The organism is Proteus hauseri, from assembly GCF_040139125.1.
Classification (GTDB): domain Bacteria; phylum Pseudomonadota; class Gammaproteobacteria; order Enterobacterales; family Enterobacteriaceae; genus Proteus; species Proteus hauseri_B.
Genome location: NZ_JBEEUB010000013.1, coordinates 39,664 through 52,869, shown reverse-complemented (window position 1 = coordinate 52,869; position 13,206 = coordinate 39,664). Strand labels below are relative to the sequence as shown.

At 36.6% G+C, this 13,206-nt stretch carries 14 protein-coding genes; 2 read left to right on the top strand and 12 right to left on the bottom strand.

Annotated elements, in window-relative coordinates:
• Nucleotides 1-66: 66 nt before the first annotated feature.
• The 6 genes from ABN099_RS17665 to ABN099_RS17640 all read right to left on the bottom strand — a co-directional run bounded on the left by ABN099_RS17665 (nucleotide 67) and on the right by ABN099_RS17640 (nucleotide 5,400).
• Nucleotides 67-1,074, bottom strand: a complete 1,008-nt coding sequence (locus tag ABN099_RS17665; protein WP_048607586.1) for an AAA family ATPase — start codon at nucleotides 1,072-1,074, stop codon at nucleotides 67-69.
• 53 nt (nucleotides 1,075-1,127) lie between these two features.
• Nucleotides 1,128-1,496 carry a hypothetical protein gene (locus tag ABN099_RS17660; RefSeq protein WP_048607587.1) on the bottom strand — a complete coding sequence of 123 codons (369 nt, stop codon included), beginning with the start codon at nucleotides 1,494-1,496 and terminating at the stop codon, nucleotides 1,128-1,130.
• Nucleotides 1,497-1,533: 37 nt separating this feature from the next.
• On the bottom strand, nucleotides 1,534-2,628 hold the full coding sequence (locus ABN099_RS17655) for a lambda-exonuclease family protein (RefSeq protein WP_135017223.1): 1,095 nt from the start codon (nucleotides 2,626-2,628) through the stop codon (nucleotides 1,534-1,536).
• A gap of 48 nt (nucleotides 2,629-2,676) precedes the next feature.
• Entirely contained in the window at nucleotides 2,677-3,966 is a 1,290-nt protein-coding gene (locus ABN099_RS17650) for a recombinase RecT (protein WP_048607589.1), read from the bottom strand.
• Nucleotides 3,967-4,043: 77 nt separating this feature from the next.
• Complete coding sequence (locus tag ABN099_RS17645; RefSeq protein ID WP_048607590.1) at nucleotides 4,044-4,541, bottom strand: hypothetical protein; 498 nt, start codon at nucleotides 4,539-4,541, stop codon at nucleotides 4,044-4,046.
• 130 nt (nucleotides 4,542-4,671) lie between these two features.
• A complete protein-coding gene (locus tag ABN099_RS17640) occupies nucleotides 4,672-5,400 on the bottom strand; it encodes a hypothetical protein (RefSeq protein ID WP_048607591.1) in 729 nt (242 codons plus the stop codon).
• Nucleotides 5,401-5,683: 283 nt separating this feature from the next.
• Here ABN099_RS17640 and ABN099_RS17635 point away from each other — a divergent pair, with 283 nt between their 5' ends.
• Entirely contained in the window at nucleotides 5,684-6,340 is a 657-nt protein-coding gene (locus tag ABN099_RS17635) for a hypothetical protein (protein WP_135017222.1), read from the top strand.
• Nucleotides 6,341-6,422: 82 nt separating this feature from the next.
• The gene (locus tag ABN099_RS17630) at nucleotides 6,423-6,773 is read left to right on the top strand and encodes a hypothetical protein (RefSeq protein WP_135017221.1); all 351 of its coding nucleotides are present in this window, start codon (nucleotides 6,423-6,425) and stop codon (nucleotides 6,771-6,773) included.
• A gap of 61 nt (nucleotides 6,774-6,834) precedes the next feature.
• Here the strand turns inward: ABN099_RS17630 and ABN099_RS17625 are convergent, their stop codons facing one another.
• The 6 genes from ABN099_RS17625 to ABN099_RS17600 are packed head-to-tail and all read right to left on the bottom strand — an operon-like array spanning nucleotide 6,835 to nucleotide 13,184.
• On the bottom strand, nucleotides 6,835-7,890 hold the full coding sequence (locus ABN099_RS17625) for a TraU family protein (protein ID WP_048607598.1): 1,056 nt from the start codon (nucleotides 7,888-7,890) through the stop codon (nucleotides 6,835-6,837).
• The gene (locus ABN099_RS17620) at nucleotides 7,890-9,110 is read right to left on the bottom strand and encodes a TrbC family F-type conjugative pilus assembly protein (RefSeq protein WP_053083857.1); all 1,221 of its coding nucleotides are present in this window, start codon (nucleotides 9,108-9,110) and stop codon (nucleotides 7,890-7,892) included. The genes ABN099_RS17625 and ABN099_RS17620 overlap by 1 nt, the downstream gene beginning before the upstream one ends.
• On the bottom strand, nucleotides 9,104-9,619 hold the full coding sequence (gene lepB, locus ABN099_RS17615) for a signal peptidase I (RefSeq protein WP_048607599.1): 516 nt from the start codon (nucleotides 9,617-9,619) through the stop codon (nucleotides 9,104-9,106). The genes ABN099_RS17620 and lepB overlap by 7 nt, the downstream gene beginning before the upstream one ends.
• 1 nt (nucleotide 9,620) lies before the next feature.
• A complete protein-coding gene (locus ABN099_RS17610) occupies nucleotides 9,621-9,890 on the bottom strand; it encodes a hypothetical protein (protein ID WP_048607601.1) in 270 nt (89 codons plus the stop codon).
• Nucleotides 9,883-12,369 carry a type IV secretion system protein TraC gene (gene traC, locus ABN099_RS17605; protein WP_048607603.1) on the bottom strand — a complete coding sequence of 829 codons (2,487 nt, stop codon included), beginning with the start codon at nucleotides 12,367-12,369 and terminating at the stop codon, nucleotides 9,883-9,885. The genes ABN099_RS17610 and traC overlap by 8 nt, the downstream gene beginning before the upstream one ends.
• Nucleotides 12,369-13,184 carry a thioredoxin fold domain-containing protein gene (locus tag ABN099_RS17600; RefSeq protein WP_237074016.1) on the bottom strand — a complete coding sequence of 272 codons (816 nt, stop codon included), beginning with the start codon at nucleotides 13,182-13,184 and terminating at the stop codon, nucleotides 12,369-12,371. The genes traC and ABN099_RS17600 overlap by 1 nt, the downstream gene beginning before the upstream one ends.
• Between the last annotated feature and the right edge of the window lie 22 nt (nucleotides 13,185-13,206).

The window sequence follows — 13,206 nt, the reverse complement described above, 5'->3', positions numbered from 1 at the left end:
GGCAAATAGATAAATCTATTTACCTTGTCGATTTATTAATAATTAAAATTAAAAATAAGATTTGAATTAAGATTTAAAATAAACATTAAACATATCGTTCAATGCTATTTTTTCATCTTCAGGAGCTCTGTTAGAGATATGTAATTGCCATGCATCTAACAGAATATCTACCGGTGGTTGTTTAGAACGAAGCATAAAATCGAAACGGCGAACAACATTCACAAGGCTTCTAGTTGAAATAGCGGTACTACTGAAGCTAGTGACTGTCGCAGATGTACTTTTACGTACATCGTTAGCCAGCTTTATCAGCCCATCCGTCAGTAACTGATGTGATTCAGGATCAGACAAAAATGAAGCAAGTAGCTTACGTTCTTCTTTTTCGGGCATATAGTCAGCCTCAACAAACATAAACCTATCGAGGTTGGCTATATTCTGTGGTTTTACACCACTGTAATTTCCTGTCATATCACCGGTCCCATTACTGTTTGCAGTTACTGCAAATCTAAAGTTTTCATGGTGATGAATGCATTCATTTGTTTCAGGAATGACAAGAGAACCCATCTCTAAGATCCCGTTGAGGGAGTTAGCTACGGAAGGTTCTAATTGGTCATACTCATCAATCAGAAAAACCAACCCATGCTTATACGCGATGGTTAGCGGTCCTTCATGAAAGACGGTTTCTTGATCACCCGTTAATTTATCGACCTTTAGGCGAAAACTACCGAGTAAGCTACTCATATCAAGATCAGGACTGGCTGTTACTTTCATCAATCCCCAATTCATACGAGCAGCAATTTGCTCAACTATTGAAGATTTTCCACAGCCAGTAGGTCCAGAAATCCAGAGTGATGTATCTAATGGGTTATCAAACCACATTAATACATGCTTTCTGAGTGAAGGTTCAAACACATACTTCTCATTAAATTTCGGGATATACTCTGAAAATTGATGGTCATTAGAAAAACCCTTGATACTATATTTGCCCTTTAAATTCTCAGGCAGAATAATACCTAAAGATTCCATATCGACCGGAGTGTTACGTTTAATATCAAAACTGTTATTTACAGCGTTCATATATTTACCTATTTAAATAATAAACATTCAAATTAATTTGAGGTTTAAGTTTGTTAAATTGAACAATTAACAACACCGCAATGACGTTGACTTTTTAATATCTCGCCATTCACAAATGTTGTTACTTGTTTTACGTTAGTCATGTAAGTTTCAATATCAAAATCTCTCATGCTTTTAGTAATAAAAGGAATGAGAAATGATTTTCCACCAATAAGACATTTATTTGTTTTGTATTTAACACTTAGGAAATCAGCAAACAAAGCAATGTTATTTGCTTGGTTTAATAAATCATTTCTTTCAGTGTTTGTGACACGTAATAACATACGAAGTTTTTCATTTTCATCTTGAGTTAAATCAATAACGCCAAAACTTTTCTGTTCATCGGATGCAGCATAAGTTGTCATATTAATGATATTATTCATTGATAGTCCTTAACGCCTGAATTAAAACTCAGGGTTATTATAAATAATTATATATATCTATTATTGAATCACCTTTCTGACGGCTTTCATTGTCATAATGATTATCAGAAGGTGATATTGAATTGGAAGAATGATATTCATAACTTGTTATTGATGTTTTAATTGACGACTCACCATAACAATCAGGATGATCTTCTTCATTGATACCTAATTTCTCTCTTAGCTTCTTCCAAGAAAACCGTGGAGCGCTGTGAGATTCTAAATATCGAATACCAAAGCCTTCAAGCCTCAAGGGAGCATTAGGTTGTAACTTTAATACAGATGAGAAAACCTTTATTTCATTTCTTATCTGTTCATCAAATGATGCTACTTTTTCTTTAGCTTCATTCAATTGTTTTTGTGCTAATTGAAATGCAGATTGTAATTCAACTAACTTTTTTGTGCGTGATATTAAATCTTCAGGGTTAATATTACGTTCTTTTAGTACATCATCACTATTTAAATAAATTATATCCTTATTTACATCAAACTCAGGAGGCGTTTTGTTATTAACGCAATTCCAGAATCTTTTAGTGATGGTAACAACCTTATTTATTATTTTGTCATTAATTTTTAATTTAAAGACAAGAGGTGTTTCTTTAGCAGACCAGAATACCAAGTACCCATATGTGCTGCCAGTAACTACCATTTGATGATAAACCTGCCATTTGTAATAGTTGAAAATTGAAGATTTTGCTTTTTCTTCTAATAACAAACGGTGGTTTTTTGGGGATATATTTTTGAACTCTACAACATCATTATTTTCAATAAGTCCATCAAGTGAGGCTATCATGTGCGGATATTTCCTACTTCGCACACAACAAGGACTACTGATTTCCCCATACTGATTTTCAAACCAGTGTCGGGCGAACTGTTCGGATAGCTTCCCTACTTCAACTTGCCGTATACATGACAAATCCTTTGGCGGAATAGCTCCGATCCATTCTAAATATAAGCTGTAAGGAGTATTGCTGAACTCATTTTTAACGTCGGGATTAAGAGTGGGGGTACACGTAGCTGTTACACCCGTTTTTCTCCAGCTTAACCATTTATCAGAACCTTGAATGAGATCATATATATCGAAATTATTCATATTAATATCCAAAACCCGTAGATAAACTACGGGTCCGGTTGATATCTATTAATTCTGCTCAATAGTACGCAAAATATAATCAGATAACGGTTTAAATTCGATAATAGACAACTTATTTATAAGTGGTGCCATATCGCTTTGTTTTTTACAATCAGAGAATAACTGTCGGCAACAAGCTAAATCAGATTTAACTTGCTCAAGTGTTTTTATAAATGCTACTTGATCTGAGCCTGAAACAGTTGAAATGAAATTATCAACATCTTTAAAATCATTATTCTGGATTGCATTAGATAGTATTTTATTAAATACATTCTTTCTTTCTGCTATTAATTCTTCCTTTGCATATTCAATTTCTGTAGGATTAAACTCAAAGTTATTTGAGATTTCATCAAGCATACTTTCAAATGCATTGGTCTTGCTGCACCGTTCAACTAGCTTGTCAATCCGCCGTTTCACTCCATTACGAATGACATCAACTACAATAGCCTCAGACACGTTTTTAGACGAGTCTGTTACTACTGCTGAGTCTTGGTCAGTAAATGCGTGTACAGCTTCATAACTAGTTGTTTCGAGCGAAACAGGACGATTTTGAGTAAAACCCTCACCCCCATCTGTATTCAGATAATCAATTGTTCGCATGATTGCCTGATTAGCGTTAGGAAGTAAGTGTATACAGGATTTGATAGCAGTTTTTCTGATCATCTGTGTAGTAAACAACGACCACGGAGATTTATCAGGACTATACAGCCAACTTGCAGATTTTAAACGGGCACTTGCAATATCACGTCTGGTTATGAAGTAAATCAAGTGAGTATCGTCATGCAGAAGGTAGTCAACATATACCCCCCTGAAATTACCTCTTTCACCGATTGAGCCTTTGTCGAATTGGTCTATAAGAATATTTCCAACATCTGCAAAAGGGTCATAGTGATGTGTTGGTGGTGTCCGTCTGCCATTGAACTCAAACTTATCTTTTTCAAAAACTAAATCTATAATTAAGTTTTTACACATTTGAGCTTCAATAGCCATTTTTATTAACCCCAAATACGAGACATCAAGAATAACACGCTCATCTCTGGGTACTAAGTATGCTAATTTTTGAGCAGGGTCTAACGTTAGTGACGTTGTTGCAAGCTGTAAAAATGCAGTTTTAAAACTAGCGGGATTATTAATAGCAATCGCCATTAGTTTTTTGTTGTTATCAATCTGATTCTTAGCAAAAATTGCTTCATTAAAATACGATGCTTCACTAAGGGAGTTCTCAGTAAATTTCGGTTTTAAACTTGCAATTATGTTAGAAACAGCTTTGCTACCTTGAACTATATTCGATGATGACATATATAAGATACCTATTTAAGAAACAAAAAAACCGCATATAGCGGCTATTGTTTGAATTGGAATTGATGAATATTAGTTCAAATAGATTTTTTACTATCTAATGAACTTAATAATTGGCTTTTTAACAATAGCTGATTATTATCATATTTATTTTCTTCCAATTTTTTATTTGATTCATCAAGCGAATTTCTGGATTTATTAAAGTTTAATATATCCGTTAACTCTCTGATGCGTTCTAAACTTCTAACGCGCTGTTGTCTTGCTTCTTCATCTATTTCAACCTCTGATTTCGTTTGATAAGTATTAACGCCATTGATTGATAATATAAATGGAAGAATATAGAATCTTTCTTTAACAATATTGTTAATTACAGATTCTTTTAATTTAACCTCACCCTTTGCAAATATCGTATCATTGCTTTTTGCATTTGATAATATCTCTGCAAGTTTGGTGTCCTTACAAACTATATGAAAGTAAGCACTTTGATCTTCAAGCATGACATCATAAACTATTTTGTCTTTTACTTGAGTCGAGCGAATAATATTTATTTTACCTGAGAATGATAATTCACACATATTTTCACCTATTTATTTAATAAGAGACACATAATTAAAACTATGAGCTCAGAGTTTTTGAATAAAGTATATTCAATGATTGATTATATTTTATTAGGGCGTAGAAAAGCCTTGACTGTTAAGCGTGATGCTAAACAGTTGTGATTAACCAGAAAGATCTCCGTTTGGGAGCTGCCAGTTTCTCACTACCGAGTCGGTTTCCTGACTCATCAATTATACGGGCATATTCAACAACTTCTTCACGCTCTTTTTTGAGAGTGATGAAATCACCTTTCTGCACCGTTGAGTTAGCAATTGCATCTGCCAGACCTAAACCCCAAATGATATCTTCATCAATACGAACGTAATAGGACCGTCTGTTTTGAGGTTTGAACTGGTAGTGCGCTACTCCGAAATCACGTAAAATACCGTGGTATTCTTTGTGAGAACCCTTTCGACAGTCGTTAGAAGATGAAAGCTGTGCTTCGTTTCTATCCAATCTATCGCTATTTGAGGCGCAAATTTCCGGATAATTATTGCTTGAGTCGTCTTTTTGCTCACAATCGTGTGCAATCATTAACTCGTGTGAAGTTGGAACTTCAGCGTTTGGATATAGGTTCACATCATCGGCATTGCGAAAATGTGCCTTTCGTCTATTTAGCTGATCTCTATTGCGTTTATTCAGATACAAAATCATGAAGATAGTTGTACTGATAGCAATCGAAACCAGATTTTTAGTGCTAAAACTTTCTACGTTTGGTAGTGATCCATCCCACAAAAACACAAGCGCAAACATTATTGAAGCGTATGCAACCGTGAATTTATAGTTCAGGCAGGCGTGAACAAGCACACCAATCACTAGTATTGATATGATTAACATATAATTTACCTTCGTAAACTTGGGTATTATTGGAGAGTTTAAAACCGTTAGTAGTCAAAACTACTTCGGGGGAGCGAGGGATTATTGAAATCTCTCTGAATTGAACTATGAGTTAACATAGCTAGAGGTAGTGTCAATCAGACACTTGTAACGGAACTATTCTGTTTCAAAAAAACTAAGAATGCAAGTCCCTTTTTTGATTGCAATTTTTGTTGCTATCATGAAAAGATCTTTTTTATTGGTACGTATAATGAAGGTCTTTGAAACCGGTTTTGGAGAAAATATGAGTCAGGAGAAAGAAGTTGTCGATTCAACGACTACACAAAAAACAAGACGGAAAAAAGTAACTTCTGTACCGTCGTCTGAATACAAAATGCACTTGGACACTACTATTGCAATTGATGCATATCATCAACGGTTCTATGTAGCAAGCCAAGCTGCCTATTTGATGGAACAGCGCCTTGAACGCTGTTTGATGCATCGAGATAAATTACTACGTGATCGTGCTGCTGCTATCATAAAAACACTCAATCAGGCTGTTGACAGTAATTTAACTGATTTAGAAAATTACAAACTCACATTGGTGCAAGTCATATCTGAAGTTGGGAATGAACGTGGTGATAAATATGAGTTATTAACCTATTCTACCCCTCGCGATATGACTATTGAAAATCGTACTTATTTTGCAACTAGAATGTGTGTAGGGTTAGAGACTCTCGATCTTGTAGTTAAGTATCTTGATGTTTGCCGACATTATTCTTTAGTGCCATTGCCTGAGATTCTTGAAACGCAAAGCACCGCTGATAAACGTATGCGAGGCATCTTTAGCACAATCATTCGTCATGGTGAAACAATGAAGCGGTTGGAGATTGAGTATGCCAAGAAGAAGGCAGTCCGTGATGATAAACCTGTGTCAGATAGCGCAACTGAAAATGATTAATTGAATATATCAGGTTGACTAAAGATGGTCGTAAGGATCATCTTTATTTAACTACAATTGAAACCTAATTAATGGTAAGTAAATGAATACCTATCACTATTTAGCTATTGGGTGTGTTGTTTTTAATATTGCTTTATTTTTTTACTATCTTTATAAAATCTCTAAAGATAATGGGAGTTATATTAATCGTCGGTTATTATTAATTCCACTTGTGCTTGCAGCTATATTATATTCACAAGCTGTTTATTATGAAGAAAAGGTTTTGCTAGGGGAATATTATGTGAAGCAATGTAAATTAATAGAATCAAATATATCCAATGGGTTTTTAAAGTCCAACACTAATAAAATAGAATGTAATGGGGTCTTTGATAATGTATCAACATCTAAATATAATAATGCAATTGATGCGTATAATGAAAGATTAAATAAATAAGTATAATAATTTGGTTTATTTTCACCATGATTAAAAAAACCCACTAATCGTGGGTTTTTTTTTATAAAATTATACGGCAACAGTCCATCCATTGAAAAATCATATACGTACTTTCTTGCCCTGACCCCGTAGGGTATCTGAATGATCCTCCTTGCCACTTGTAAGGAGTTTCACCAAGAACGTGTGATCTCTTTGTTTCTGGTGTTGGATAAACCATATTAAATTTATATTGTTGTTTGGGGATAGTTGGGTAAACACGAGGTTTACAAGCCACTTCACGACCTACGGTAAGACGTGCAAGCCCTCTGCGGTGTTCAAGTGATAATGATTTTGCTGCGGTCAAGCTGGTTGTCCTAGGTGTGTCTCTTGATGATGTTGAACCGGTTAACGGATATTGACCACCCCATGATCCGGCGCACCACCACAGCTTGTTCATCGGCTTTCCGCCGCCAGTAATGGCAACAGATTCCATTGTACACGCTTGATGTGCAATTATATTTGCTACCGCTACGGACTCAGGATGCTGGAAGAATGCCAGAGTTGCGCTATGCCAAGTTGGGTCAATCTCTGAAAAACTAATGATATCAAAGTCACTGTATGCGTCTGGTTGACAACCTTTCGGCAACCACAAATCTAATATACGTAACAGTGGAGCAGAGTAGTAATGATAGTGATAGAAACTGATACCAGAGTTCGTGTCTATCTCATGACCTGTATCTGATACCTGTGTACCGTAACTGTATTTATTCCCCACATTGATTTTTAACCCGCCCATCGTAGAGAAGCAACCAGGAACTCGCGTAACTTCCATAATTTTGCGAGGTTCCCACACTCCAGTTAACAACCCTGCGTGATAAACCCCTAATCCGTCAGGACAGGCGCAGAATACGCCCTTTGCGGCATCATCAGGCATATCACCGCTAGGTCCAATATTAGCTCCTGATATCTTTATCGGAAAAATGCAACTCCAGCAAACATCAGTAAACATTTTGCCCTTTGTTAAAAATTCATTATCCTTGCATGTGAATGATCCAGTATTATTATTTTGTACACTTTCTGCATAGCTTAACGAAGTTAACAGGAGTGCAGATGATAATAACAATTTAAATTTATTCATCAGTAATTCCTTTCTGCATATTCATTAACAATAAATTGCTTATCATCACCGGTTACAATGCTTGGAACATTACGAATCCCAAAACGCTCTTTCATGCCTTCTTGAATAAAATATAAAGTGGCATCATCACCATATAAATTGCTGTCGGAAAATGTTTCCCAACCGTTCCCATAAACGTCAGTTGCAATTAATGTAGGAATTAAGTTTTCTTCTTTGGCATTTTGATATTGCTGTTGTGCAAATACACGTTGCCATTCTGAAGCAGGATTGAAAAAAATTAACTTCAAGTTAAACGGGATAACGTCCATAGGGTTTACTCGCCCTTTTTTGGCAATTATGCGTCCATCTGGAGATAATATATCCTGTGGTATCACAACGCTTGGGTCTACATAGTGGGTGCTATCTTTTAGAGCTTCAGGGAATTTGTATATATCTTTATTCTTCCAGTATCGGTTATAGGCATCCTTTTTCATTTTCTCGAAATCTAGATTTTTAATACCTTCTTCAATTAAATCCAGCATATTACGTTCAATTACCTCAACAACTGGTCCTTGCACACCCATATTCCCTGTTTTGTTATCGAGATAATTAACATTGGAAATTCCATGTACCAGAGATACAAATTCACCATCATTTTCATGAATGATAGTCGGAATGGTTCGCACACCATATTTGATAAAAATGTTCGGGTCTATTGTGAAATTCACTTCTGACTTCGTATCGCGAATTAATTTATGCCAGTGATTTATTTCATCGACCAGTGAATCTTTATTTTTAACTCCCTGAACAACTAGGATTACATCATTACGACCTGATACTGACCGCATAATATCAATTACTTCAGTATCTTTAAGACTTGCCGAAATCAATATGTAAAATACATTACCTTTTTGCTGTTGGTTGAAATTTCCACTTTCATTCTGACTTTTGATCATCTCCTTCAGTATCTGACCTTCATCAGTCGTTAGCTTGTTAATAGCCTGATTTGCCATGACGTTTTTATCTGCGATAAGCTGGCGCGTTGCTTCTCTGTGAACTTCAGCTTGTGCCGCTGCCACTGCTTTCAGTTTTTCCAAATCTGCCATGTCTGTATCAGTAGCTCGTTCGACAGTAGGAATGGATTCTGTATATGGAGTAACCATATTTAATTTACTATTTGCACTGGATGTAATGGACAGTGTTAATAGAGAAATTAATAATGTAACTTTCTTTTTTACCATATCGGATATGCTCTCCCGATCACATTTTCTATGGGGAGTACGCCCCAATACCGTGAGTCAAAACTGACCTTAGTTCGACCCATTAGCCAGATGTGACCAGCAGGAATTATCCCTTCACGTTGTAATTCCTGCTCTGTATGACCAGATTCTCTTGCTAATAGAAGTCCTTCACCCACCATCAGCTCATTGACAGTGGTTTCTTCAGGATTGACCCTAACCTTGTCACCAGCTACACCGTCTATAAATTTGATCGCAATGCTACTGATGTATTCAGACCGAAAAGCAAATATTTTCCCTTTCTGAATATCTTTATCCATTTTATCAATTAGATAAATTCTGTGTTCAGGGAGGCAGGGGTAGTTTTGCGGATCAATCCCAATTGAAAAACGATTAAGTATGTAATGGCTTGCAGGTGCGACAGTGGCGACAATAATCAACATATAAAGAGATTGCCGCCCCCATCCCCGTTTTTTCTTTGAAATTCTTTTATAAAGTTTCTTCAGGTGCATATCAGTTATCTTTTAGCTTTCCACTGATGTATACGCCGTCAGGAGCCGTATGAAGCGCTGATTGATTGAATATGATGAAACCTTTGCCTTTCAAAATGTCAGCTCTATGCTGTATTACCGCTCGTTCTTGGGGGGATTTGATACTCCCGTCAGGGTTACTCATGTTTATCACAGCAATTTGTGCCACCAGTGGCTTTGGTGGCTTTAAGTGCGAGTAAATACCCGCACCGATAAACCCGAACAAAATCGGTAAAAAAACGGTTTTAATCATCGTTTCCGTACCCCTGTTCTATTAAATAATCATCAATTGCCTCAATGACGTCTTGCCCCTTCTTCAATTTATCCTCAATCGCCTGTACTTCAGATGCTTTTGTTGTGTAAAGCATGTAAGAAAACTTATCGACAATGAACCGGCAAATTCCTCCCCCCATAGCACTCATAAAGTAGATTTCTGAATAGATACCCGCTTGGCTTTTTACTGTTTTCAAAAATTCGTAACCAGCTTCATCGAGCGGTAAACGTTCTTCCCTTCGTGCTTTGTTCACCGCAGATTCTGTTTGTCCTAGCATGGCAAGAAATGCGGAGTTATCTGTGATAGCAAGACCAACGCGGTCTTTATACATATCATTGATAGATTGAGTTATCGTAATAGCACTACCGTAGTATTTTCGGAACCGGCGATACCCTTTTTCGATAAATGCACCGATGTTTCCTGTTAGTAAAGCCCATGCCTCATCAATGATTACAATCTTCATTTGATCTCGATCACCTAGATACATATCCTGTTGAATTTGATAAATTAATTGCATCAGAATGATTTGTTTCAGGTGTTCGGATTTTTCAATGCGACCCAACTCAAGTACAGTAAACGGATTATCAAACGAGATATTGTTTTTACCGGTAAAATATTTGCCGTATTGACCTTCTTTTGTGAACGGATATAACTGCTCACCGATATCTTTAATGCGCTGATCAGGATCGTTTTTGCAGGAGTCTGCTACCATGTCGATAGTTGTTTCTTTACCATGTTCCCTAACTAATTTGGCAACATGATTTTTCAAACGGGATGTTTCAAAATCCCCTAAACCGTCTTGTGGTGCAGCCATCACTGACAGCAAACCAATAACTAAATCTTCTTCACCGGTTCCTTCATCTGCATCTTCATCTTCACCAAAGTAATCTTCAATAATTTCAAAGAAGTTAAGACATGGTTTGGTCGATGGATGAAAATCCACATACGAACCATCAAACATCTGACACAGTTTTTTATATGAGTCGCCAGCGTCAATTACCCATATCTTAGCCCCTAGTGAACGGTATGCAGAGATAATGTAGTTAGTTAAGAATGATTTACCCGAGCCAGATGATGCGGCAATACATACGTTGTAGTTTGTATCGCTTTGGAAAAAGTCCATTGTCTGGACCTGACCATTTCTTGATGTAAGAGTCAGAACCGGATTACCAGTTCCTTGCCAATCTGAATACAGTGGAGAAAGAACGAGTGCTTCTTCCACCGCCAGAGTTCGAGAGCGACCGAAAAATTTGTCAGCACTTGCTTCATAAAATAATGGCAGTGTGCCTAGAAATATCGGTGCGACGAAATTGACATCGGGAATCATTTTGAAAGATAAATTGTTAAGGTAGCTAGTTGCTTCCTGTACAGATTGATTAAGTTGTTGAACTGAATTGGCAAAAATTGAAACAGAAAAGGCAGCTTTGTAAATTGGCTGTCCATCATCAATTTTCTGAGCCAAAACATCAAATCCCGAACTTGTGGTTTTCATTGATGGAACCCATCTTGAAGATGGTCCATCTGCGTTGCGTGTAGCAACTGTACGTTTTGATGTAAATGTACTTTTAGCATTCTGCTGGTCTGGATAAACCAGTGTCATGTTGATGATGCAGGGGTTTTTTATACCGGTTGCACCGTTCATCAAATCGCCTAAAAAATACTGAGCCGAACCCTCTTGAAATCTGCGAGGCAATTTTTTAGCTGAAATTGTTCTTGCAAAAGTAGTGTTTGTGTCTGTTTTACTACTCTCATCCTCTGGATTGCCGAAACCGACATAATTAGACCGAACGAAAAACAAGCTATCTAGTTCTAGTAGCTGTTCCGAAATCATTTTATCTTCATCAACTTCAATCGGCATTCTGTCGCGCCATGTCGCATTACTGCCTTGATTTATCATTGAAGTGATAGCGGTAAGATATATTTCTCTTGTAAGTTGCTGAGGTGCGAAACCCGTCATTCTAAGAGTGGTTTCAAAGTTACCCTGCATCTCTTTAACAGTATTTAATTCATTATGTGAAGGAGAAAGATCATTTTTAATAGGCACTTTGACAGTAAAGTACAATTCACAGTTACGAGCTTTTGTATTAGTGCCGCTAAACGCTTTCGATGTATGAGCCAGCAGAAAACGTGAGCGTTTTAAGTTCGTCGTTTTCATAACCTGATTCTGACAATTCATGCGTAAGAAATCAGATCTATTCGCAATGTGGCTGATATTTGGTGAGGCAAACAAAGATATCTGAATAACGGTACTATTCGGGAAATACCCTGATAAAAGCGTTTTTAATTGAGAGAGCTCTTTTCCCGTTGTACCAGACAAGGGAATACATTTAAATCCAAAACCGATATAGTTATTTTCACAAATAAAAATGTTATCATCGTCATGAATTGCTAAAACTGGACATAAAGATGAAAAACGCTTAAAGGTTTGCAATTTTTTTAAGATAGTAGCTGTTGCCATTATTTACCACTCTCCAAAAATGACTTTAACCCTTCAACTGGTTTACCTACGTTGTAAGTTCCATCGTCACGAATAATGAAAGGGATCATACTCACACCAAAAACTTGTGCGGTAATTTCCCTTTTCATCAAAGCCTCACGGTCACAGTTTTCAATTTGATCGAAACGTACACTGTTATTCCCTGTAATGATTGCTCTGTCAGCTCTGTATCTGTCTTTTGCACAATACAATTCAAAATTGCGTTGCTGGCTATTACTGTTTAAAACGCCTACGGAAAGTACATGAACAGTATATTTCTCAGGGTCCAGATTATTTAGTTGCTGTAAAGTTTCATGGCACTGAACGCAGAACGGGTCAGTGAAAATAATGGTCTGCTTTGGACCTTTTCCCCACGTTGCAGACTGCAAATCATCCATTTTAATATTGAGGTTCTTTACAGGAATAATTGATCCAAACTTTTGAATTTCTTCAAACGAGGTTAAATCTTTTTTCGCCCATGTATCATATAAAGTTCCCTTGATAACAAATCGCCCATTCGATGTAAGAAGCTGTAAATTACCATTGTTATTAAGTGCAATTATCCCGTTGCTTGGTAATAGAAATTTGGGAATATCAGGCGTTTTTGTGGGATGTGCTTTTAATGCTTCTTGATTGAAAACAGTCTGTGTATTTGTTTTTTCGATATCAGCATAGTTCGCATGAGCGTGTGCGGTTGTGAAAGCTAAAGCTAATGATATTAAACTAAGGTGTATCTTATTTTTCATTTTGAATCCTGCACCATCTGCGTATTTATCTGTGGATTGTGATTCTTTCACATCTGAAAAATTTCTTTTCTTG

What these genes read in the sequence shown, in the direction of transcription:
- ABN099_RS17665 (WP_048607586.1), bottom strand. Translation starts at nt 1,074, where the DNA reads ATGAACGCTGTAAATAACAGTTTTGATATTAAACGTAACACTCCGGTC.
- ABN099_RS17660 (WP_048607587.1), bottom strand. Translation starts at nt 1,496, where the DNA reads ATGAATAATATCATTAATATGACAACTTATGCTGCATCCGATGAACAG.
- ABN099_RS17655 (WP_135017223.1), bottom strand. Translation starts at nt 2,628, where the DNA reads ATGAATAATTTCGATATATATGATCTCATTCAAGGTTCTGATAAATGG.
- ABN099_RS17650 (WP_048607589.1), bottom strand. Translation starts at nt 3,966, where the DNA reads ATGTCATCATCGAATATAGTTCAAGGTAGCAAAGCTGTTTCTAACATA.
- ABN099_RS17645 (WP_048607590.1), bottom strand. Translation starts at nt 4,541, where the DNA reads ATGTGTGAATTATCATTCTCAGGTAAAATAAATATTATTCGCTCGACT.
- ABN099_RS17640 (WP_048607591.1), bottom strand. Translation starts at nt 5,400, where the DNA reads ATGTTAATCATATCAATACTAGTGATTGGTGTGCTTGTTCACGCCTGC.
- ABN099_RS17635 (WP_135017222.1), top strand. Translation starts at nt 5,684, where the DNA reads ATGAGTCAGGAGAAAGAAGTTGTCGATTCAACGACTACACAAAAAACA.
- ABN099_RS17630 (WP_135017221.1), top strand. Translation starts at nt 6,423, where the DNA reads ATGAATACCTATCACTATTTAGCTATTGGGTGTGTTGTTTTTAATATT.
- ABN099_RS17625 (WP_048607598.1), bottom strand. Translation starts at nt 7,890, where the DNA reads ATGAATAAATTTAAATTGTTATTATCATCTGCACTCCTGTTAACTTCG.
- ABN099_RS17620 (WP_053083857.1), bottom strand. Translation starts at nt 9,110, where the DNA reads ATGGTAAAAAAGAAAGTTACATTATTAATTTCTCTATTAACACTGTCC.
- lepB (WP_048607599.1), bottom strand. Translation starts at nt 9,619, where the DNA reads ATGCACCTGAAGAAACTTTATAAAAGAATTTCAAAGAAAAAACGGGGA.
- ABN099_RS17610 (WP_048607601.1), bottom strand. Translation starts at nt 9,890, where the DNA reads ATGATTAAAACCGTTTTTTTACCGATTTTGTTCGGGTTTATCGGTGCG.
- traC (WP_048607603.1), bottom strand. Translation starts at nt 12,369, where the DNA reads ATGGCAACAGCTACTATCTTAAAAAAATTGCAAACCTTTAAGCGTTTT.